Raw genomic sequence first — 22,341 nt, 5'->3', positions numbered from 1 at the left:
ACCTTAAGGTGGTTATTGCGGCGGGGCTCACCTCTTCCCATCCCGAACAGAGTAGTTAAGCCCGCCTGCGCAGATGGTACTGCAGTTTTGTGGGAGAGTATGTCGTCGCCTTTCTTTGAAAACCCTATCCTAATCAGATAGGGTTTTTTGTTTTTATAGCTCAAGTCTATCGGACTTACTCCTCTTAATATCAAATGTCGTATTTAGCTTCGTTCAGTTTAGACTAACGTCCTCGAGTCTTTGAAAACCCTATCCAACCGGATAGGATTTTTTGTTTTATAGTATTATCGATATTTGTTCAAGAGATAATAGGAAACGAATCAATTATAAAAAATGATTGATACCTAATTTATGTGCAAAATTAGTAATGCTATTTTATTCCAAAATATAATTGTTTTCTAATTATTTGACCAGACCAGTTTGTGTGGCTTAGATCATAGATTTGAGCTTGTTAGCTTGTGAGGTCTTATTTTATCAATATTCTTATTCATGGGATTTTATTTTATTTCTTTGTGTCTTTCATAATTGGTTTTAATGATACAGACCAGTACAGGACGGCGCAGGATACTAATAAAATGTTAAAGTTATAGTTTTGGAATAACCAACCTTAACTATTTATTTATGAAATTTAAAACTTTACTTTTTAAACAAGTCCCAAAAGCCTTAATGATTTGCGGACTTGTATTGAGTTCTGGGAATTTATGTTCCCAAACATTAGCCTTTCCAGAGGCTACAGGATTTGGAAGGTTTACCACTGGAGCAAGAGGTGCTGCTAATCCTCAAATTTATTTAGTTACCAATTTGAATGATAGCGGCCCAGGTTCGTTTCGTGATGCGGTAAGTCAAGAAGGTCGTTTTGTGATATTTAAAGTCGGTGGTATTGTTAACTTACAATCTCAGATTGTTGTGGCAAAGAACACCACCATTGCAGGACAAACAGCACCAGGAGAGGGAATTGTTTTTTTGGGACCAAGAGTCACATTTACAGGGGCCAGTAATACTATAGCCCGTTATCTTCGTATTCGCTATGGGGGAACTGCTCAAAATCAAGATGCATCCGGTTTAGCAAATGGAGCGAATATGATTTTCGACCACATGACTTTTACCTGGGGAACTGACGAAGTGTTTTCTATTAACTGGGATAGTAAAGGAACGAGTCCTGATAATATAACTATTCAGAATTCCATTATCGGTCAGGGATTGCACCGTCATAATCATTCTGCGGGCGGTTTAATTCAGCCTTCGGCAGGTGGTAAGATTAGTTTAATTGGAAATTTATACATCTGTAATAAGACTCGTAATAACAAAATAAAAGGAATTAATGAGTTTGTAAACAACGTTGTTTATAATTGGGGTAACTATGGAAATACTTATGGACATAGTGAATCTGGAGATGCTTATATTATGGGAGGAGATTCTGCAGGAAGTTCTGATGTGAATATTATCAATAATTATTTTATTGGAGGTCCTAATACAAGTACTTCTGTTTCTACACCTTTTAACAGAGGTAATGCTAATTTCTTTTTATATGGTGCCGGGAATTATTTTGACAATAATAGAAACGGAATATTAGATGGAACACTAGTTCCTCAAGATCTAACTGGTTATCCAACCGGGGATGCAGCAAGTATTTTGCCAAATCCTTATGATTATCCAATGAAGAATCCAAATCTTACAGCTCAAGGGGCTTTTGATAAAATAGTTTCAAGCGTGGGAGCTTCATATCCAAGACGTGATCAAGTTGATAATTTAATGATCTCCGATTTGTTGTCGAAAGGAACAACTGCAACTTATGTTTATGTTCAATCAGATTTAACTTCAAAGTTTGGTTTTGTAAATGATGGTGCAGGACATGTTTATGGCGCACCAGCTCCTTTAGATACTGATAATGATGGTATGCCGGATGCTTGGGAAGATGCAAATGGATTGAATAAAAATAGTGCTGATGCTTTGGCAGTAAGCACAACGCAGGCACCTTATTTGAATATTGAAGTTTATATTAATGGCTTAACAAATCAGACGCCTCCTGATTTTATAATTCCTCCAACAGCAATTACTTTTAATGCTAGTTCAGTTGAAACTCCTCCTTCGAGTACAGTTGTTTTAAATTGGAAAGACAATTCAGATAATGAAACTAATTTTGTGATTGAACGTTCAATCGATGGAACAAACTTTACGCAAATTGCACAAGTTGCTGCAAATACAATTACATATACTAATGCGGGTTTAGTTCCTAATACTAAATATTATTATCGTATAAAGGCTATTACTGCTACAGAATCTTCAAGTTATAGCGATGTGAATTCTGTTACAACTCCAGCGATTCCTTCGGCACCAGCTAAAACTGCTAATCCGAACCCTACAAACGAATTTAACTATGCTGAGCCAACTAATGGAAGTCTTATCTTAAAATGGACTGGAAGTAGTAATACTACAACTTATGCAGTCTATATTGGTACAGATCCTTCGAACCTTAACAAAGTAGCCGACGTAAATTATGTTGCTAGCCCTTCTTATTCAGTGTCTGGTTTAAATTCAGGAACTGAATATTATTGGAGAGTAGATGCAACAAATGTTAAAGGTACAGCAACTGGGAACGTATGGAGTTTTAGAACAATTTCTGAATTTCCTTTGAACATGGTGGGGCATTGGCCATTTAAAGAAGCTGCCGGAGAAGGTGATGAAATTGCCGACTTGTCAAATTATAGTAATAATGGAAAATTAGATTCAGATTTTGATAATTCGACAGTAAAAATTATAGGGAAAGCTAATAATGCTCTTAATTTTTCGACATCAAAGAGCAATAATTATATGGCAAGTATTCCAAATGAAGATCAGATTTATTTAAATAAGAATTCATTTTCTATTTCATTTTGGATGAATGCGGCACCTAGTTTGCTACCAACTGGTTCAACAGCTTCTGCTTATTTGTTGTGCAAAGGTTCTTTTACAAAAAACGCTACAACTGGAGCAACAGGTAAACGTTATAATATTGAATTCAAAAGTGGCGAACTTCGCTTTGCTATAGATGATGATGTTATTAAAAAAGAATTAAAAGGAGTAGGTTCAAGATTCTACACTGGAAACTGGGAACATGTTGTTGTAATGCGAGATGTTACTGCCCATAAATTGCGTTTGTATTTGAATGGCGTACTTCAGAGTGAACTTGACGAAACAGGAGTAACCGGTATTGGTGAACCAACTGATTTGATTCTTGGAAATATTGGTACACTTGAATTAGCTGTAGGAACAGCTCCTGCTCCTTACAAAGGAAAATTAGATGAGTTAAAGGTATTTAATTACGCTTTATCGGCTGCTGAAATTGCTGCAATATACAACACAACAGTTATCAACGCTCCATCTAATCTAACATTCGAAACGAACACTGTGGCAACTCCGCTAGCTTCAACTACAGCTATTTTAAATTGGAATGACAATTCAAATAATGAAGCTAATTTTGTATTAGAACGTTCATTGGATGGTATTGATTTTGATCAAATTGCAGAACTTGCTGCTAATACAACTACTTATACCGATACAAATGTAGTTCATAGTACTAAATACTACTATCGATTGAAAGCAATAAACAAAACGGATTCGTCTAATTACAGCGAAGTATTTGAGGTTGTTACCGAAGCTGCTCCGGCACCGGTAAAAGCGACTAATCCAACTCCGGAAAATGGATCTTACTTTTTAGAGTTGCCTGTAGCAAATTTCAATTTAGCCTGGAAAGGAAATATAGATGCAACAAAGTACACGGTATATTTTGGAACTGATCCGGAAAATCTAAGCCCACTGACTGATGTTTCTTATTCAGAGAATTTATTTTATCAATTGCCTTCGGATTTAACTTCCAGAGTGTATTATTACTGGAGAGTAGATGCTACAAATGATTACGGAACAACAACAGGTGATGTGTGGAGTTTTAGAATAACTACAAATGAAATTGTTGTACATCCAAATCCTGTAAAAGAACAAGTGAATATTAATATTCCGAATTATAATTCTCCAAATATTACAGCTACATTGATGGATAATAGTGGAAATAAAATTTTCGAAAAAACTTTAGAAAGCAATGGTAATAGTAAAGGCAATTTTAAAATACATTTTACCGATAGAAAAATGCCGGGAGTTTATATTCTAAATATTACAGGCGAAGATTTAAACAACAATGTGAAATTATTAATCAAATAATGAAATTGTAAAAAAGCCAAGCTAATTTTAACTGCCCCATTGAACAAATGGGGCTTTTTTATGCCTAAAAAGGGTATAAAAACTCCCCTATAGGGGCTATTAATGTCCTAAAAAGCCTTTTTTTAGTCCTGTATTGCCTTTTTTAGGTAGGCTGATAGATTCTTTTTAGGACTAAATAGTCCCCTTATAGATACCATAAGGGGACTTTTTAAGTACTAAAAGACCTTTTTTAAGTACGTTATAGGGTGTTTTTAAGTCCCTTTTTGTCTTTTTTAGGGTTTATGGTAGCTAAATAACATATTTGCTTATGTTACACAATCACATCCGGAAAATGCGAATCCAGCTCGAAACCTTAAGAGAAATTATACAGAAGTAGAAATTTTGTAAGATTTATTTATATATTAGCATAAAATAAAGCGAAATAAACCTTCGTATATACACCCAAAATTGGATAGATTGGCGAAGGTTTGTTTCGACTATATACAAGTTACCAGCAATTATACTATGAAAGACAAACTTATAATTTCAATAGGAATATTTTTTTTACTCATTGCGTGTAAAAAAGAATCCAAACCAAATCCATTACTTTATATAAATCGCGTTAACAAATTAGAGATTCTTACTGTTGATGATAAATGCGGAGAATGGGGCGGAAATGAAAAAATCCTTACGATTTATAGGGATGATTTAAAGGGGCAACTTTTAGTCGATTATATTGAAAAAACGAAAAATTGTAAAAACGGAAAAGAACCTCAAATAACAAAATCTATTAATCGAATTAAGCTAACTCAAGAAGAAAACGAATTGATTCTCGAAAGCATAAACGAACTCTGTCAAACAAAATTAAACAAAGAAGAATATCCAAGTCATAGTGGAATATTTAATCGAATTATGTTTCGTGATTCTTCGATTATAATTAGTGATTTTCCTTCTGTTGAATTAAAAAGCTTAAATAATCTAGTAACAAGATTGAAGAAAAAATAACTGCTGGTAACAGCTACAACGGATTTGGGGATTTGGCTTAATGGAAAAATTGGTTTGTATTTGGGATGATTCGCTTCGCCTGTTTGCTATTGCTCGAGTGGCAACCCGATTTATTACCAGAGTGTTAGCGGTAATGCGTGAGTAACGGATAAAGACAATGAAAAACAAGATGAAAGAAAAATAGATATTTATGATAGTACGTGCAGAATATGGAATAATTTGTAATAAAGAAGACGAAAAAGAGCTTGTTAAAAGAATAAACAAATTTCTTAAAAATGATTATGAATATAGAAAAGTATATAAAAGAAATGACACTTCAATTTCGGCGTTCAATTACGACTACTATTATTTTCAATTCATAAAAGAAAACCCACGTTGGTATTTTGACATTTATCCAAATGAAGACTTGGGCGGAAAACTAAAATTTGACAACCAAGAAACGCAATGGATTTTATATTTTGACAAGCAGAATTTATCAGAAAATACGGAAATTCAAAATCAAGAAGTCAATCTTTTTTTTGAGAAACTTATTAATGCAATTGGCTATGAAACTACTCTATTGCATACATACAAAGATGACGAAGAAGAAAGAATTGGGAATATTTTTGACGAAGATGAATAGAAGCTGAAAAGCACTACCATAAAAAGTTAGAGTTTCATTGTACTCAAAAGTAACAATGAACTCTAGCTAAACTAAATCGCTGAAATCCCATATTTCGAGTATTCTAAAAAAGTTTCTAAAAAGAAACAATTTACTGAATACTATCTTTGGTTTCTTCTAAATCTTCAGATTGTCGTCCTATTTTTATCTTCGGATTGTCTTTATTTCCTGTTATGGTTAATGGAATTCCAAGGATTCCAAGTGGTGGTAAACCGAGTCTCATTTTAAGATTTAATCTTCCATCCAGACTGGTAGTTCCTTCAATTCGGGGTCTGAATCCGGCAAATTTAAACTTGAATCGTTCTACAGTAATGATGTTGTTTTTAATAGAACTCTTAATATCTACTTGGTTCAGTTCAGGGTTTTTAATACTTTCTTTATTGGTCTTTTTAGCTACGCTACCAAACATTTTCATGCCGTACATTTTGACGTTTTTTACAGAGATAACTCCATTTCCTAACAATGATGGAAACACAGGTTCCATATTAGCATTCAATCGACCTTTTAAATTATAGTCTAAAGATATAATTCCTTGTGCTTTTTCGGCAGCACTGGCCATGTCTCTAAAGAGTTTGACTTCTTTATAAGCGCGTTTGATATCAAATTCGTTTGCTTTAATATGATACTCAAATCTTGCGTTTTTAGAATCGATACTTTTGTAAGTAGCGTTCATAGCAACAGTACAACCTATTAAATCAAAACCGGTATTTTGCATGCTAAGCAAGCCGTTTTTCATGTTCAAACTTCCCTTTGCATTTTTAAGTTCCAATCCGTTGAAATTCACTTTTTGCGCATTGGCTGTAAAATGCAAATCTAAATTTGGCGGAACAATAATAACTCCTGTTTCTGTTTTAGCAGCAGTTGGATTATTGCTTGTAGTTGTTTCGGTTGTATTTGTAGTGGTATTCGACATGAATTCATCGGCATTGATGTATTTAGAATTCATAGAAAAAGAACCGTGTAAAACTCCTTTTTTTGAAGCCATGAAATTGAATACATTTTGCAAATAACCATTCAATTGAAAATCAGATTGTCCATAAGAAGCCAAAAAAGTATTGAAACGCATCTTATCATTATTGAATTTAAAAATCCCTTCTTTTATAAGAAATGTTTTTGGTAAATACTCAGATGCTAATTTGATGTTTCTAATTTCAAGCGTTCCACTATTTTTAAGTTTCGAATAGTTTCCTTTTTCGGCATCGCTTTGTTTCCCTTTTAGGGCTAAATCGGCTTTGATGAAACCGTCAACATCGAGTCCTTTTTGAGAAAAAACCTGGTAGATTTTACCAATATCCAAAGTCCCTTTGGCAGTAACATCATACACAAGATTGTCAAAATTACTCAAATTGGCTTTTACAAAAACCGGATTCCCTTCAAAAGTAAATTGTGCGGGTTGTAAAACTACTTTCAAATCTTCGAAAGTACCTTTAGGATTCGAAATAGTAGAAACAATTCCAATATTCGTTATCGGATTTGGATAATATTTCGTTTTTAGAAAACCATTGTTTAAGTTGATAACGGCATTTGTTACAGGAAATAATCCGTTTTTTTTATCGAATTTTCCTTTGGAAGTTCCGTCAGCAACTAGCATTCCTTTTAATTCAACATCAGGAATTCCGATTGCTCGATTTAGTTTTTCCAGATCTATTTTGGCGTTAAGCGCAGCATTAATATCTAAAATATTGGTTCCTGTGCTGTATAATTTTGCTTTCAAAGATTCTTTATCAATGTTGAGCGATAGGTTTCTTAAATCTACAATAAGCGAATCAGGATTCAAAGAAGGCAATTGCGTATCAAAATCAACATCTAAGTTGGTTACAGTGGCCGGACTTTGATTGTAATTGATACTTCCGTCTTTGATTTTAAAATCCAATTCCAATTTTGGCGCAATATTTTTAGAGGCAATATAATTTCCTTTTAAGGATAATATACAGTCTGTTTTTCCGGTTAATTTCGTTTTTTCAAGCCAAGTGATGAATTTTGGAGGAAAAGCAGTAAAGAAATCATGTAAGTTACTGTTTGTGGTTTTTAGGATAAAATCCATATTGTAACCTTCTTTAAGGAAATCGAATTTTCCTTTAAAATCAACAACCAGATTGTTTATTTTTAGGTCATTTTGTTCAAAAATTAATGAAAGCGAGTTTACATTTACTTTGGTAATCAAATCGGCATTGACTTTTTTGTTCATCAAATAAGGCTCGTTATCATACAAAAGATTGAGTTTTTCAATTTGTGCTTTAGATGATAAATCAAATATAGCTTTGCTTAAATCGCCTTTTCCTATATAATTAAAACCAAAAATGTCAAAGTGGAGTTTAGTCGATAAATCGTCATAAACAATTTTACTGTTGGTTATTTCGATTTTCTCCAGTTTTAAGGAGCTGTCCTCTTCTTTTTTAGTTGTTTTAGTTTTGTCAGCTTTATAGACGTTGTAATTTGCAAATCCTTCTTTGTTGACTTTTACATTAATGTCAGCATTAGAAAGAAATATTTTGTCGATATTGACTGATTTTCCAAAAATTAGACTTGGTACATCGATACCAAAAGCAATTTCTTTAGCAGTAATTAGATTTTCATTCTGGTAAGGAGCCGAACCATTGAGTTTGAAATTATCTAGACTTACAGTTAGCGATGGGAAATGATTGAAAAAAGATACGTTAGATTCAGAGTAATCCAGTTTAGCATTTAGTTTTTGATTGGCTACTTTTTTTATTTCAGCATTAATTTTATCTGCAAAAATATAAGGAGCAATAAACATAAAAGCCAATAAACTGATTAGCGTGATTCCTATATATTTTAAGATTTTAAAAAATATAGCTTTTTTTTGAGACATGATACTGAAAGTTATATGAGAAATAAGGTTAGGAACGTTTTTTAGAATAAATTATTATCCGTGAATGGTTTCGTTCTTTCCGTAGTTTGTAATTATTGAAGTTTCATACTCAATCCACTCTTTCCAGCGTTTATCCACATCAACGTTGTCGGCATATTTTCGGGCAAAGCCTAAAAAAGTAGTATAGTGGTTTGCTTCGCTTATCATTAAATCACGATAGAATTTAGCTAATTCTGGATCTTTGATGTTTTCTGATAATACTTTGAAACGCTCGCAACTTCTGGCTTCAATCATAGCCGAAAAAAGCAAACGCTCGCACAAAGCATCATTACGGCTTCCGTCTTTTTTCATGAATTTGAATAGTTCATTAACGTAGCTGTCTTTGCGTTCACGTCCAAAAGTGAGTCCTCTTTCTTTGATAAGGTCATGAACCATTTTAAAATGTTCTATTTCTTCTTGGGCAATAAGCACTAATTCAGTGACCAATTCCTCTTTTTCAGAGTTTTGGGTAATAAGACTTATAGCGTTAGAAGCTGCTTTTTGTTCGCACCAGGCATGGTCGGTTAAAATTTCTTCGATATTAGATTCTACAATGTTGACCCATCTTGGATCTGTGGCTAACTTTAATCCTAACATATCATTATAATTTTATGCAAAATTAATGTTTATTTTAGTGATTTTTGTCTAAACGAGAGGATTAACGATAAATTTAGTATTATTTTGTGACAAAATTTTATGTTGATATGAATCAGATGCAATCGCTTTTAATAATTGGTTTTGTATGGCCTGAGCCTAATTCTTCTGCTGCAGGAGGAAGGATGATGCAGTTGATTTCTTTGTTTCAAAAGCAGGACTTTGAAATTACTTTTGCAAGTCCGGCTCAGGATAGTGATTTTATGATTGATTTGAGTGAATTTGGTGTTCAAAAAGAATCAATTGAATTGAATAATTCCAGTTTTGATATTTTTATAAAGGAGTTGAATCCTTCTGTAGTTTTATTTGATCGATTTATGATTGAGGAGCAATTTGGCTGGCGTGTTACCGAAAACTGTCCAAATGCTTTACGAATTCTAGATACTGAGGATTTGCATTGTTTGCGATTAGCTAGACAAAAAGCATTTAAGGAAAAACGAGAATTTCAAATCTCGGATTTATTAGTTGAAGAAGTTGCGAAGCGTGAAATCGCCAGTATTTTACGTTGTGATTTGTCGTTGATGATTTCCGAATATGAAATCGAATTATTGACAACTGTTTTTAAAATTGATCAAAGCTTATTGTGTTATTTGCCTCTTTTATTAGAATCGAATGCAATTCCTGATTTAGCGAAATTGCCTTCTTTTGAAGAACGAAAAGATTTTGTTTTTATAGGTAACTTTCTTCATGAGCCTAATTGGAATGCGGTTCAGTATTTGAAAGAAACGATTTGGCCACTAATTAAAAAACAATTGCCTGAAGCTATTTTAAATATTTATGGTGCTTATCCTTCTCAAAAAGTTTTGCAATTAAATAATGTTAAAGAAGGTTTCCTGATTCTTGGTCGTGCAGAAAATGCCAATGATGTAGTTAAAAAAGCAGCTGTTGTTTTGGCTCCTTTGCGTTTTGGCGCCGGGATAAAAGGAAAATTACTAGAAGCAATGCAATGCGGAACGCCAAGTGTTACAACTTCTATTGGTGCTGAATCGATGCAGGGCGATTTACCGTGGAATGGTTTTGTTGAAGATAATCCGCAACATTTTGCTGATAAAGCAGTGCAATTGTATCAGGATGCAGCTACCTGGATTCAAGCTCAAAAAAATGGAGTTGAAATAATGAACCAGCGTTATTTGAGGAATTCATTTGAAGAAGATTTTACTACGCAAATTGAGTTTTTAGTTACGAATATAAAGCAACATCGTTTGAATAATTTTATGGGAGAATTGCTGCAACATCATACTTTGAAAAGTACTAAGTATATGTCGAAATGGATCGAAGAGAAGAATAAATAGTTAATTGAAATTTTTTAAATGTAATTTATGGCAAAGAAAACATTAAATAGTGGAACAGTTATTCAAGTTACATTAAATCATAATCTGGGTTATACTTATGTAAAAGTGATTAATATGTGTGATCTTTCAGAATATGATTTATCTACTACATTTCACTTAATCATTTATTCATATAATTATATTGTTCAAAAAGAAGAAGATTATAAAGAAGAAGATTTTTTAAAGTCAGAACCATTAACAGGTCCTTTGTTTGTAGATGACATATTATGGGCGATACGCAAAAAAATCTACACAGTAAAAGGGGAAGTTTCATTACGTTAATATGAAAAAAGACTTCCTGCGTTTAGAGGATTTGGAGCAAGGGTTTTTAAAGTTCATTATTATGAAGATGAAGCAACTCATTGGGATTATTTTGAAAATGGTTCGCCTAGAAAAAGGTTTGAGGCAACGTACGATCAAGTAAGGCATTTAGAAGGAAATACAGCTCTTGATTATGAAGCCATAGAAATGCGTTTATCTATGGAATTTTTACACCGTTCGGGTAAGAATATCAAAGATTATTATAAATTGGAAGATTGGCAGGAATTGTCTTTATACAATAACATGATTTATAAAACCCCGTTTAACGAAGTTCCTGATAACTTAAAAGGTGTGGTAAAATAAATATTTTATTGTTATTGCAATAATTGCATGAGGGATGGAAGCGGCATCTCCCGAAATAGAAAAACAAGGTTTTTACCGTAGTTTTTCATATTCGGGAATATAGCGAACAGCCCGACCGCGCTGTAATGATAATGGAAGCGGGGACATGCCCAAATGAAATAAAAAACCCGTCAAGTTTTTATACAAGACGGGTTTTTGGTTTTATACAAAATCAGTAATTATGCAAGCATTGTCACTGGGTTTTCAATGTATTGTTTTAATGTTTGTAAGAACTGTGCTCCAGTTGCTCCATCGATAGTACGGTGGTCACAAGCAAGAGATAACATCATCGTGTTTCCAACAACAATCTGACCGTTTTTAACCACTGGTTTTTCAACGATAGCTCCTACTGAAAGGATTGCAGAGTTAGGTTGGTTGATGATAGAATTGAATTCAGTGATACCAAACATTCCAAGGTTAGAAATAGTAAACGTACTTCCTTCCATTTCTGATGGTAATAATTTTTTGCTTTTAGCTCTACCTGCCAAATCTCTTACACTTGCTCCAATTTGAGATAAACTCATGCCATCTGTAAATGGTAGTACAGGAACCACTAAACCGTCTTCAACAGCAACAGCAACACCAATATTTACATGATAGTTGATAGTGATAGCGTCAGCAGACCATTGTGAATTGATTTTTGGGTGCTTTTTCAAAGCTAATGCGGAAGCTTTAATTACCATATCATTGAAAGATACTTTGGTGTCCGGAACGCTATTGATAATTCCTCTTGATTTCATTGCTTCGTCCATTGTTACCTCAATTACTAAATTGTAATGTGGCGCAGTAAACAATGATTCAGATAAACGTTTCGCAATGATTTTACGCATTTGCGAATTTTTGATTTCTTCAGTTGCAATTTGCCCTGCTGGAACATAAGGTTTTGGGGCTGGTGCAGGAGCGGCTTCAGCTTTTGCAGGCGCAGCAGCTTGTGGGGCGGCAGCAGCAGGAGTGAAGTTCTCGATATCGCTTTTTACGATACGTCCGTTTTCTCCAGAACCTTTTACTTGATTTAATTGAATTCCTTTGTCGCTAGCAATTTTTTTAGCTAATGGTGAAGCTATAATTCTTCCTCCGTCAGCAGCAGCTTCCTGAGCAACTGGTGCAGCAGTTTCAGCAGCTGGCGCAGCTTTAGTTTCTTCGGCAGCAGGAGCAGCCTGAGTAGATCCTCCAGCAACATAGTTATCAGCAATTCCGCTGATGTCTGTTCCTGCAGGTCCAATGATAGCTAAAAGACTATCAACAGGAGCTGTATTTCCTTCCTGAATTCCGATATATAATAAGGTTCCTTCGTTGAAAGATTCGAATTCCATAGTTGCTTTATCGGTTTCGATTTCAGCAAGTATGTCACCTTCAGCAACAGCATCACCTACTTTTTTCAACCAGGTAGCTACTGTTCCTTCAGTCATTGTATCACTCAAACGAGGCATAGTCACAACTACAACACCAGCTGGTAAAGAAGCGGCTGGTTTAGCAGCAGCTGGAGCTGGAGCAGCAGTTTCTTCTTTTTTAGCTTCAGTAGCAGCCGGAGCGGCAGCAGCTGGTGCAGCATCTCCAGAAAGTAAAGCAGAAATGTCTTCACCTTCGTTTCCGATAATTGCTAATAATGAATCTACTGGGGCTGTTTCTCCTTCCGGAATTCCAATATGTAAAAGTGTTCCTTCGTTGAAAGATTCGAATTCCATCGTTGCTTTGTCAGTTTCAATTTCAGCAAGAATATCTCCTTCGCTAATTTTGTCTCCTACTTTTTTAAGCCAAGTTGCTACCGTTCCTTCCGTCATAGTATCACTCAAACGAGGCATTGTTACTTTTATCGCCATAATATTTTTATAGTTTATGAGGTGTAAATGGATAATCTTCTTGTGCGTAAACTACGTCGTATAATTGTTCAAGTTCTGGATATGGAGAAGATTCAGCAAAATCAACACATTCCTGAACTAAGTTTTTTACTCTTTCGTCGATAGCTTCGATTTCTGCATCGGTAGCGTATTTTTTATCTTTAATGATGTCCAATACCTGAGTAATAGGGTCGATTTTTTTGTACTCTTCTACTTCTTCTTTAGAACGGTATAATTGAGCATCAGACATTGAGTGTCCTCTATAACGGTACGTTTTCATTTCTAGGAAAGTTGGTCCGTCTCCACGACGAGCTCTTTCGATAGCTTCGTGCATTGCTTCGGCAACTTTTACAGGGTTCATTCCATCAACTGGTCCACAAGGCATTTCGTATCCTAAACCTAATTTCCAGATATCAGTATGGTTTGCTGTTCTTTCAACAGAAGTTCCCATAGCGTAACCATTGTTTTCAACAATAAAAACTACTGGAAGTTTCCATAACATAGCCATGTTGAAAGCTTCGTGTAAAGAACCTTGGCGAGCAGCACCATCACCAAAATAGGTCATTGTAACTCCTCCTGTATTGAAGTATTTGTCTCCAAAAGCTAAACCTGCACCAACTGGAATTTGACCTCCAACGATACCGTGTCCACCATAAAAACGGTGCTCTTTTGAGAAAATGTGCATGGATCCACCCATTCCTTTAGAAGTTCCTGTTGCTTTTCCAAGTAACTCAGCCATTACACGTCTAGGATCAACACCCATACCAATTGGCTGAACGTGGTTTCTGTAAGCAGTAATCATTTTGTCTTTGGTTAAATCCATTGCATGCAATGCTCCTGCAAGTACGGCTTCCTGACCATTATATAAATGTAGAAAACCTCTAACTTTTTGTTGTATGTATAATGCAGCTAGTTTATCCTCAAACTTTCTCCAAAGCAGCATGTCTTCATACCACTTTAAATATACTTCTTTTGTAACTTCTTTCATCTCAAGTGTTCTTTTACTAAAGTTTTTATTGTGTTGTCAATTAGTACTTTTTTTGCAAATTGATTTTATAAGGTCGAATTTGCGAAATGCAAAAATAGGACATTCCAATTAAGAACTAAAATTATAAAGCTAATTTTTAGGTTTATTAGAGCAGTTTTTTGTTAAATATTAAAGGAAGTAAGTTTTTTAAAGATTCCGATTTGTAAATCTTACCTATTTCTCCCATGAAATAAATTTCAATTGGACTGTCTTGCTTAATCTCGTATTCGGCTATAGATTGTCGGCACGCACCGCAGGGTGTAATTGGTGATGTAATTCCTGTTGCTTCGGGTGAGGCTGTAATGATTATTTTTGAAATTGTTGCCTCCGGAAAATTTGATGCAGCCTGATATAATGCGACTCTTTCTGCGCAAAGACCGGAAGGGTAAGCGGCATTTTCCTGATTGCTTCCTAAAATTATTTCTCCATTGTCTAAAGAAATGGCTGCCCCAACCCTGAATTTCGAATAAGGAGCGTAAGCGCTTTTTTGAGCTTGTATTGCTTTTTCGAAAAGGCTTTGAATTTCATTAGGTAACTCTTCTGTAGAATTGTAAGTGATGAATTTACTTGTAATGATAATTTCTTCCATTGTATATTGAGTAAAAAAAATCCAAATTTCTTTAAATGGAAATTTGGATTTTTGGTATGCTGTTTTTGTTGAAAATTAGTATTGTTCGTATTTGTCTCCAAAATTAAGTGTTAATGAAAAACGGAGTGTGTTTTCCAAAGGATTTGGGATTTTAGAGGCAGAGAATAAATAAGATAAATCGATTTTTAATGAAGTGTATTTAAAACCTGCTCCAAGAGAAAAATATCGTAATCCGCTTTTGTTAGTGTTCTCATGATGGTACCCCATACGCATAGCAAAGGCATCCTGATAAGAATACTCGGCACCTACGGAATAAATGACTTCTTTTAGTTCTTCGCTAAATCCGTCAGGAGCATCGCCTAAAGATTTAAAAACACCAGAAAACCATCCGGTTCTTCTGTATTCGTTATTGGATAAACTAAAGTCTGTATTGTCAACAACGCCATCACCATTCATGTCGGTACCTGTGTAAGTACCGCTGTTATTGTCGTATCCTACTTTTGGGGTAGGTACAAGTAGCTTGTTGAGTTCTACGTTTAATCCTAATTTGTTATAATCGTCTAAAATAAAGTCAAAACCCGTTCCTAGTTTTAAATTGGCTGGCAAAAAGTTAGAGCTAATTTCGTCATTATCATAGCTGATTTTTGGTCCCAGATTTTGAATGTTGAATCCGGCTCTCCATCTTCCGTTGAAGCTGTTGTATGCTATTTCTTCCGATTGGTAAAAACCGGCTATATCAATTGCAAAGGAACTCGCTGCGGTAGCGTCTCCATTGTCGGTTGCAACTTTTAAATTAGAATGAATGAATCTTGCGCCAACAGCCATAGAAAATTTTTCACTTAGTTTAAGTGAGTAAGATCCATCGATGGCAAATTCATTAGGAGCGACAGTTGCAAATGCTTCGTCAGGTTCTCCTGTTCTTCTTAATTCGATGTCTCCAAAGCCAAAATAGCGAAGGCTGGCTGCAAAAGCACTACGGTCAGAAATTTTGTTGTAATAAGTAAATTGTCCTAATGAAATATCGTTAGCAAGACCTGTTAGGTAGGGTGTGTAACTGCCGCTGACACCTTGTTTGTCAATGGCAAAAGCATATTTGGCAGGGTTCCATTGTTGCGAAAAAGCATCCGCAGAGGTGGCTACCCCTATGTCGGCCATACCCGCGGCTCTTGCGTCAGCAGTAACAGATAAAAAAGGAACTGCTACTGTGATGGGTCTTTGTTGGGCTTGGATCAGCGAAATAGAAAACAAAGAAAGGGTTAAAAGTATTGTTTTTTTCATTGGTTAGAGGGTAATTAGTAGAACAAATATAGTGTTTTATTAAAAAGTTGCAAGTTTTTAGTTTTTTAGTTTTTGCAACTTAATTTACTGTTTTTTAGTTTTTGACTCATAGATAATTATAACTGCTGTTTTTGGATAATATTGTGTTTGCTTGTGTTGTATGTTTAATAAAGAAATCAAAAGAGTAAAAAAAAAGCATTAAGTATGTGAATAAATAATAAATAGTATAAATTTGCGTTTATTTTGAGTAAAGAAGCGATTATAATTATTAAAATAACATTGCAGGTTAATCGTTAATTATTATATTGCGACGCATAAATATTACCACAGTAAAGAGTATGAAAGTAGATAAAATTACAGTTTTTCGCTTGATGTTGTCAGTGATAGTAGCTTTAGGTTTTGCTAGTTGTAGTAAAAAATCTAGCTCTAAAGGTGCTTCGAGGGCAACGGGTTGGAATGTAGATAATAAGACAGCAGCCAAAAAACAAGAGGCAGGTCCGGGTTTGGTTTTTGTTGAAGGTGGAACTTTTACAATGGGAAAAGTACAGGATGATGTAATGCACGATTGGAATAATACACCTACTCAGCAACACGTCCAGTCTTTTTATATGGATGAGACTGAGGTGACTAATTTTATGTATTTAGAATATTTGGATTGGGTTAAAAATGTTTTTTCTCCTGATGATGAAAATTATAAAGATGTATATAACGGCGTTGTTCCTGATACACTTGTGTGGAGAAATCGTTTGGGATACAATGAAACTATGACCAATAACTATTTGAGACATCCTGCTTATGCAGATTATCCTGTTGTTGGGGTAAACTGGATTCAGGCTGTTGATTTTGCTAATTGGAGAACTGAGCGTGTTAACGAAGCTATTTTGGAGAAAAATGGGTATTTGAAAAAAAATGCAAAAACAGATGATGTAAATGCGGATAACGCTTTTAGTACTGAGGCTTATTTAGCATCGCCGTCAACTGCACGAGGCGGAAGCGAAGAAATTGTTTTAAAAAGAGCAAAGGGAAGAGCGGTAAAATCGAAAGACGGAAGTGTTCAGGAACAAAAAAATGTGTATGCTCAACGTTCTTCAGGAATTATTATGCCGGAATACAGGCTTCCAACTGAGGCTGAGTGGGAATATGCTGCTGCTGCTGATGTAGGTCAAAGAGAATATAATATTTATAAAGGACAAAAGAAATATCCTTGGTCAGGTGAATATACACGTTCAGGAAAAAGACAAAGCAGAGGAGATCAATTGGCCAATTTCAAACAAGGAAATGGTGATTATGGTGGAATTGCAGGTTGGTCTGATGATGGTGCTGATATTACAAACGCTGTTAAATCATATCCGGCAAATGACTTTGGATTGTATGATATGGCGGGTAACGTTGCCGAATGGGTAGCCGATGTTTACAGACCGATTATCGATAATGAGGCTAACGATTTTAACTACTTTAGAGGTAATATGTACACTAAGAATAAAATTGGTGCTGATGGAAAAGTAGAGATTGTTACCAGAGAAAACATGAAATACGATACTTTAAGTACCGGAAAGTTAATGGCTAGAAATTTTCCTGGTCAAATTGCCAGGGTTCCTGTTGATGAGCAAGAAACTTATTTGAGACAAAATTTTGATAAGAGTAACAACATAGGTTATAGAGATGGTGATAAGCAATCTTCTAAGTATTATAATTTTGGATCTTCTGAATCAGATGGTGAAAAAGAAAAAAACATTGCTAAAATGTATAATTCGCCAGTACACAATGTTACTACCGATAGTTTAGGTTCAATGGTGAGAAAATACGATAGATCAAGTAAAAGAACTACTTTGATAAACGATAAAATTAGAGTTTACAAAGGGGGGTCATGGAGAGACAGAGCGTATTGGTTAGATCCGGCTCAAAGAAGATACTTTCCTCAGGATATGGCCACCGATTATATTGGGTTTAGATGTGCGATGTCCAGAGTAGGTTCTAAAGCTGATAAAAGAAAAACACCAAGAAATTAATTTCTAAAATAAAATAAATAAAAAGCCCTTTGATTAGGGCTTTTATTTTTTAAATCATTTTTATATGGATATCAATTACATTCATAGTTTATTTTTAAAATGTAGCGGAGTTTCGATAGATACCCGAAAAATTGAACCAAAATCATTGTTTGTTGCTATTAAAGGCGATCGATTTGATGCCAATACTTTTGCTGCAGAAGCATTAGAGAAAGGTGCTTCTTGTGTGATAATTGACAATGAAGCTTACTACATTGATGAGAGAACGGTTTTAGTAGAGGATAGTTTAGTTGCTTTGCAGGAATTGGCAAAGTTTCATAGGAATTATTTGAAATTGCCTATTGTTGCTCTTACAGGAAGTAATGGGAAAACCACTACTAAGGAGTTGATTAATGTGGTTTTGGCTAAAAAATACAAGACGAAAGCTACTGTTGGGAATTTGAATAACCATATTGGTGTTCCGTTGACCTTGTTGTCTTTTGATGCAAATACCGAAATTGGGATTGTTGAAATGGGTGCCAATCACAAAAAAGAAATCGAATTTCTTTGCGAAATTGCCCAACCTGATTATGGTTATATTACTAATTTTGGTAAAGCACACTTAGAGGGCTTTGGGGGTGTGGAAGGCGTTATTCAAGGAAAGAGCGAAATGTATCAATATCTTGCAAAGAATGATAAATTAGCTTTTATTAATCTTGAAGACCCTATTCAGCTTGAAAAATCCAAAGATTTAAAACACTATTCTTTTGGAATAAATAAGAAAAACGCAAATGTTGTGATTGCTGAAGTTAAAGCTAATCCTTTTGTAGAAGTTGGTTTTGATTCGCTTCAAATCAAAACGCATTTGATAGGTTTGTATAATGCCAATAATGTAAATGCGGCTCTGACTATTGGGAAGTTTTTTGAAGTTGAGGATGAAGCGATAAAAGCAGCATTAGAGAGTTATATTCCTGAGAATAATAGATCACAATTGTTGACTAAGGGAACTAACGAGATTATTCTGGATGCTTATAATGCCAATCCAAGCAGTATGGCTGTTGCGATTGCTAATTTTTTACAGCTTGAAAAATCAAATAAAATAATGATTTTAGGAGATATGTTCGAGCTGGGTGAGGAAAGTCATAAAGAGCATGAAGCTTTGGTGAATTCGTTAGTGAACGAAGCTAATGTAAGATGTTATTTTGTTGGGAAAGCTTTTTTTGAGTGCCAGCTAGCAAAAGATAATTTTTATTTTTATGACAGTTTTGATGCTTTTTCGGTTGGTTTAGAAGGAGTAAATTTCGAAAATAATACAATACTAATAAAAGGTTCTCGTGGTATGGCTTTAGAGCGTACTTTGGATTTTATAAAATAATTTATTCTTTTTTTAAATTCAAAAAAGAATAATCCAATAATAATGAATTAACTTTAGACTTGTGGTTGTAAAATACAACAGCAAGTTTAAAGTTATTTTTTTTTTTTTTGATGAATAGAGAAGAAAAGTTTAATCAACTTCGTGAAAATACCGAATTTGATATCGTTATAATTGGTGGAGGAGCTACTGGCCTCGGTTGTGCTGTTGATGCTGCCAGTCGTGGATATAAGACCTTGCTTTTGGAGAAGTATGATTTTGCCAAAGGAACTTCCGGCAGATCTACAAAATTAGTTCATGGCGGAGTAAGGTATTTGGCTCAGGGCAATATTCATTTGGTTCGGGAAGCTTTGCTGGAACGCGGTCGAATGCTTAGAAATGCACCGCATGTTTGTCATAAATTAGGATTTGTAGTACCGGTATATTCGTGGTGGGATAAATGGTATTATGGTTTTGGTTTGTGGATTTACGAGTTTTTGTCGGCTAAATTTAGTCTGGGAAAAACACGAATACTTTCAAAAGCAGCTACTTTAAAACATTTGCCTGATTTGGATTCGACCAACTTAAAAGGAGGCGTTTTGTATTATGATGGGCAATTTGATGATAGTCGATTGGCAATTAATTTAGCTCAAACCGCAATTGAATATGGAGCACTAGTGTTGAATTATTGCGCAGTTTCTGATTTTATAAAAAAGGACAATAAGATAATTGGTTTAATTGCAAAAGACGAATTATCAAATCAGGAATATAGTATTAAAGCGAAGGCAGTTGTTAATGCAACTGGTGTTTTTGCGGATGATTTACTGCAAAAGGCGGAAGGACATGCAGAAGTAACCATTGCGCCATCGCAAGGAATTCATCTGGTATTGAATAAGTCTTATTTTGAAGGTTCTTCGGCGATGTTGATTCCTAAAACGTCTGATGGCAGGGTTTTGTTTGTAATTCCCTGGCATGATAAAATAGTGTTAGGTACTACCGATACTCCTGTTAAAGAAGTAGCATTGGAGCCAAAACCATTGGAAGAGGAAATTCATTTTATCATCAATCATTTTAATAAATATTCGAAACATAAAATTGATTATGCTGATCTAAATAGTGTTTTTGTAGGTTTGCGTCCGTTGGTGAAAGTAGGTGCTGAGAAAAAAACAGCTTTGTTGTCAAGAGAGCATAGTATTAAAGTACTTTCTTCTGGATTGATTAATGTGACTGGAGGCAAGTGGACTACTTATAGAAGTATGGCCGAACAGACTATCAATAAAGCAATTCAGGCTTCGGGATTGAAATTTGTCAGATGTAAAACCAGACGTTTGCAAATACACGGATATTCAAAAGAAAAAACGAATTCCCATTTCGCAATTTATGGTTCTGATGCTCATTTGATACAACAAATAATTGCTGCTGATGTTTCTTTATCTGAAAAAATTCATCCAGACTATCCTTATACAAAAGCAGAAGTAGTTTGGGTAGTAAAAAACGAAATGGCTCTAACTGTTGAGGATGTTTTAGCAAGAAGGATCAGATTGCTTTTTCTTGATGCAAGAGCGGCAATCCAGGCTGCTCCTGTTGTTGCAGAAATAATGGCTTTTTTGTTAGGAAAAAATACTGAGTGGAAGGAGGAGCAAATTGTTTTGTTTCATGAATTAGCTGAAGGATATTTGGTAAAATAAAAAAAATAACTCCATTATTTCTAATGAAGTTATTGAATTAGCTTAGGGATATTTACTGACTCTGGATTAGTTTTATACAAGTTCCTAAAACTGCAGCAATTACAATGATATAAGGCTCCTGGATTTTTTTGTAATAAATTAAAACCAAAACAGTAGTTGCGGCTATAAGTAAGGTTGGGATGTCTGTAATGCTTCGTTTAGCTATAATAATAACTGAGCCAACTAAAGCTCCTACAACAGTAGCAGTAATACCTTCGACAAATGCAGATACAGATTTGTTATTTGCAATCTTGTTAAAATAAGGAGCTAAGATTATGGTAAACAAATAACAAGGTAAAAATGTAGCCAATGCCGCAACTAAGGCTCCCAGAAATCCGGCAACCAGATACCCAATAAAACCTACTGTTATTACAACCGGACCTGGAGTTATCATGGCGACAGCAACCGAATCCAGAAACTGTTGTTCTGTTAACCATTGGTTTTCAGTTACGACTCCCGAATGTAAAAAAGGTACGATTGCCAATCCGCTTCCAAAGACAAAAGCTCCGGCTTCGGCAAAGAAAACGGCTATTTTTAGAAGTATTGGGTTTTCGTAATCCCAAAAGGAAATTTGACAAAGAATTACCGAATTGACAATTGCAGTATTTCGTAATCGGGGAGGGTTTTTTATAAACATGTATAACAGTCCTGCGGCTATAAAGAATAATATTTGCTCTTGCTCGGTGATATAAGTAATCACTGTAGCCAGAGTAAAAAAGAACCACAATAACCATTTTGATTTAAACGATTCGGGATTCAATTTTCCAATAGATTTTAATGTCAGTTTATAAGAGCTCAAAGTGATTATCCCTACAACGGCAGCTCCAACTCCATAGAAAACAGCTTGTATCCATGATAAACCACCGTACAATTTATAGACAATTGCCAGTAATATTACCATTATAAAAGAGGGAAGGATGAAAGCAAATCCAACTAAAGTAGCGCCAAGTAAGCCGTAATGTACGTATCCTAAATAGATTCCTAACTGGGCTGCTAAAGGTCCCGGAGCTAATTGTGCTAATGCAATTCCTTGTTTGTATTCTTCTTCGGAAATCCATTTTCGATTTTCAACTAAATCTTTGTGCATGTATCCTACTAAGGCTACCGGGCCACCAAAGCCTGTAGTTCCTAGTCTTAAAAAATATAAGACGATATCTTTTAAGCTGTATTTTGGTTTTGTTATCATA

The 22,341-nt window shown here is 34.8% G+C and carries 16 protein-coding genes and 1 rRNA gene; 10 read left to right on the top strand and 7 right to left on the bottom strand.

Translation table 11 applies throughout. From position 1 onward, the window contains the following. Positions 1 to 4 precede the first annotated feature (4 nt). The 4 genes from rrf to FDM27_RS15405 all read left to right on the top strand — a co-directional run bounded on the left by rrf (position 5) and on the right by FDM27_RS15405 (position 5,800). Positions 5 to 114 (top strand): 5S ribosomal RNA (rrf, locus tag FDM27_RS15420). Between the two features lie 507 nt (positions 115 to 621). Next, positions 622 to 4,194 carry a LamG-like jellyroll fold domain-containing protein gene (locus FDM27_RS15415; protein ID WP_140487804.1) on the top strand — a complete coding sequence of 1,191 codons (3,573 nt, stop codon included), beginning with the start codon at positions 622 to 624 and terminating at the stop codon, positions 4,192 to 4,194. Between the two features lie 504 nt (positions 4,195 to 4,698). Further along, positions 4,699 to 5,178, top strand: coding sequence for a hypothetical protein (locus FDM27_RS15410; protein WP_140487802.1), 480 nt, complete (start codon positions 4,699 to 4,701; stop codon positions 5,176 to 5,178). Positions 5,179 to 5,368: 190 nt separating this feature from the next. Beyond that, on the top strand, positions 5,369 to 5,800 hold the full coding sequence (locus FDM27_RS15405; protein ID WP_140487800.1) for a hypothetical protein: 432 nt from the start codon (positions 5,369 to 5,371) through the stop codon (positions 5,798 to 5,800). Between the two features lie 130 nt (positions 5,801 to 5,930). Here FDM27_RS15405 and FDM27_RS15400 read toward each other — a convergent pair whose 3' ends face one another. Both FDM27_RS15400 and FDM27_RS15395 read right to left on the bottom strand, forming a co-directional pair. Then, positions 5,931 to 8,672: an AsmA-like C-terminal region-containing protein gene (locus FDM27_RS15400; RefSeq protein WP_140487798.1), complete on the bottom strand. Its 2,742-nt coding sequence runs from the start codon at positions 8,670 to 8,672 to the stop codon at positions 5,931 to 5,933. Positions 8,673 to 8,726: 54 nt separating this feature from the next. After that, positions 8,727 to 9,308, bottom strand: coding sequence for a tRNA-(ms[2]io[6]A)-hydroxylase (locus tag FDM27_RS15395; protein WP_071183897.1), 582 nt, complete (start codon positions 9,306 to 9,308; stop codon positions 8,727 to 8,729). Between the two features lie 107 nt (positions 9,309 to 9,415). On the opposite strand from FDM27_RS15395, the gene FDM27_RS15390 reads away from it, so the two are divergent. From FDM27_RS15390 to FDM27_RS16125, 3 genes are all read left to right on the top strand, one after another. Further along, on the top strand, positions 9,416 to 10,657 hold the full coding sequence (locus FDM27_RS15390) for a glycosyltransferase (RefSeq protein ID WP_140487796.1): 1,242 nt from the start codon (positions 9,416 to 9,418) through the stop codon (positions 10,655 to 10,657). Between the two features lie 27 nt (positions 10,658 to 10,684). After that, positions 10,685 to 10,978: a hypothetical protein gene (locus FDM27_RS15385; RefSeq protein WP_140487794.1), complete on the top strand. Its 294-nt coding sequence runs from the start codon at positions 10,685 to 10,687 to the stop codon at positions 10,976 to 10,978. A gap of 198 nt (positions 10,979 to 11,176) precedes the next feature. After that, on the top strand, positions 11,177 to 11,320 hold the full coding sequence (locus tag FDM27_RS16125; RefSeq protein WP_181161686.1) for a hypothetical protein: 144 nt from the start codon (positions 11,177 to 11,179) through the stop codon (positions 11,318 to 11,320). A gap of 218 nt (positions 11,321 to 11,538) precedes the next feature. Here the strand turns inward: FDM27_RS16125 and FDM27_RS15380 are convergent, their stop codons facing one another. From FDM27_RS15380 to porV, 4 genes are all read right to left on the bottom strand, one after another. Then, on the bottom strand, positions 11,539 to 13,179 hold the full coding sequence (locus FDM27_RS15380) for a dihydrolipoamide acetyltransferase family protein (RefSeq protein ID WP_140487792.1): 1,641 nt from the start codon (positions 13,177 to 13,179) through the stop codon (positions 11,539 to 11,541). 7 nt (positions 13,180 to 13,186) lie between these two features. Beyond that, positions 13,187 to 14,185, bottom strand: a complete 999-nt coding sequence (pdhA, locus tag FDM27_RS15375; RefSeq protein ID WP_035659309.1) for a pyruvate dehydrogenase (acetyl-transferring) E1 component subunit alpha — start codon at positions 14,183 to 14,185, stop codon at positions 13,187 to 13,189. A gap of 145 nt (positions 14,186 to 14,330) precedes the next feature. Beyond that, positions 14,331 to 14,813 (bottom strand): cytidine deaminase, encoded by a 483-nt coding sequence (gene cdd, locus FDM27_RS15370; RefSeq protein WP_140487788.1) that lies wholly within the window; start codon positions 14,811 to 14,813, stop codon positions 14,331 to 14,333. A gap of 75 nt (positions 14,814 to 14,888) precedes the next feature. Continuing rightward, positions 14,889 to 16,091, bottom strand: a complete 1,203-nt coding sequence (gene porV / locus FDM27_RS15365) for a type IX secretion system outer membrane channel protein PorV (protein ID WP_071183893.1) — start codon at positions 16,089 to 16,091, stop codon at positions 14,889 to 14,891. Between the two features lie 338 nt (positions 16,092 to 16,429). Between porV and gldJ the strand changes: the two genes are divergently transcribed. The 3 genes from gldJ (at position 16,430) to FDM27_RS15350 (ending at position 21,115) form a co-directional block, all read left to right on the top strand. Continuing rightward, on the top strand, positions 16,430 to 18,100 hold the full coding sequence (gene gldJ / locus FDM27_RS15360; protein ID WP_071183892.1) for a gliding motility lipoprotein GldJ: 1,671 nt from the start codon (positions 16,430 to 16,432) through the stop codon (positions 18,098 to 18,100). A gap of 64 nt (positions 18,101 to 18,164) precedes the next feature. Beyond that, on the top strand, positions 18,165 to 19,451 hold the full coding sequence (locus FDM27_RS15355) for a UDP-N-acetylmuramoyl-tripeptide--D-alanyl-D-alanine ligase (protein ID WP_071183891.1): 1,287 nt from the start codon (positions 18,165 to 18,167) through the stop codon (positions 19,449 to 19,451). A gap of 110 nt (positions 19,452 to 19,561) precedes the next feature. Continuing rightward, entirely contained in the window at positions 19,562 to 21,115 is a 1,554-nt protein-coding gene (locus FDM27_RS15350; RefSeq protein ID WP_071183890.1) for a glycerol-3-phosphate dehydrogenase/oxidase, read from the top strand. Between the two features lie 52 nt (positions 21,116 to 21,167). On the opposite strand, the gene FDM27_RS15345 is transcribed toward FDM27_RS15350, so the two are convergent. Continuing rightward, the gene (locus FDM27_RS15345; protein ID WP_071183889.1) at positions 21,168 to 22,340 is read right to left on the bottom strand and encodes a chromate transporter; all 1,173 of its coding nucleotides are present in this window, start codon (positions 22,338 to 22,340) and stop codon (positions 21,168 to 21,170) included. Position 22,341 lies beyond the last annotated feature (1 nt).

It is taken from the genome of Flavobacterium sp. GSA192 (assembly GCF_006386525.1).
GTDB classification, from domain to species: Bacteria; Bacteroidota; Bacteroidia; order Flavobacteriales; family Flavobacteriaceae; genus Flavobacterium; species Flavobacterium commune.
The sequence above is the reverse complement of the archived record's forward strand: the minus strand, read 5'-3'. Positions and strand labels throughout refer to the sequence as shown.

Bases quoted from the DNA above. Each gene is read 5' to 3' on its own strand.
- FDM27_RS15415 (WP_140487804.1), top strand. From the start codon at position 622: ATGAAATTTAAAACTTTACTTTTTAAACAAGTCCCAAAAGCCTTAATG.
- FDM27_RS15410 (WP_140487802.1), top strand. From the start codon at position 4,699: ATGAAAGACAAACTTATAATTTCAATAGGAATATTTTTTTTACTCATT.
- FDM27_RS15405 (WP_140487800.1), top strand. From the start codon at position 5,369: ATGATAGTACGTGCAGAATATGGAATAATTTGTAATAAAGAAGACGAA.
- FDM27_RS15400 (WP_140487798.1), bottom strand. From the start codon at position 8,672: ATGTCTCAAAAAAAAGCTATATTTTTTAAAATCTTAAAATATATAGGA.
- FDM27_RS15395 (WP_071183897.1), bottom strand. From the start codon at position 9,308: ATGTTAGGATTAAAGTTAGCCACAGATCCAAGATGGGTCAACATTGTA.
- FDM27_RS15390 (WP_140487796.1), top strand. From the start codon at position 9,416: ATGAATCAGATGCAATCGCTTTTAATAATTGGTTTTGTATGGCCTGAG.
- FDM27_RS15385 (WP_140487794.1), top strand. From the start codon at position 10,685: ATGGCAAAGAAAACATTAAATAGTGGAACAGTTATTCAAGTTACATTA.
- FDM27_RS16125 (WP_181161686.1), top strand. From the start codon at position 11,177: ATGGAATTTTTACACCGTTCGGGTAAGAATATCAAAGATTATTATAAA.
- FDM27_RS15380 (WP_140487792.1), bottom strand. From the start codon at position 13,179: ATGGCGATAAAAGTAACAATGCCTCGTTTGAGTGATACTATGACGGAA.
- pdhA (WP_035659309.1), bottom strand. From the start codon at position 14,185: ATGAAAGAAGTTACAAAAGAAGTATATTTAAAGTGGTATGAAGACATG.
- cdd (WP_140487788.1), bottom strand. From the start codon at position 14,813: ATGGAAGAAATTATCATTACAAGTAAATTCATCACTTACAATTCTACA.
- porV (WP_071183893.1), bottom strand. From the start codon at position 16,091: ATGAAAAAAACAATACTTTTAACCCTTTCTTTGTTTTCTATTTCGCTG.
- gldJ (WP_071183892.1), top strand. From the start codon at position 16,430: ATGAAAGTAGATAAAATTACAGTTTTTCGCTTGATGTTGTCAGTGATA.
- FDM27_RS15355 (WP_071183891.1), top strand. From the start codon at position 18,165: ATGGATATCAATTACATTCATAGTTTATTTTTAAAATGTAGCGGAGTT.
- FDM27_RS15350 (WP_071183890.1), top strand. From the start codon at position 19,562: ATGAATAGAGAAGAAAAGTTTAATCAACTTCGTGAAAATACCGAATTT.
- FDM27_RS15345 (WP_071183889.1), bottom strand. From the start codon at position 22,340: ATGATAACAAAACCAAAATACAGCTTAAAAGATATCGTCTTATATTTT.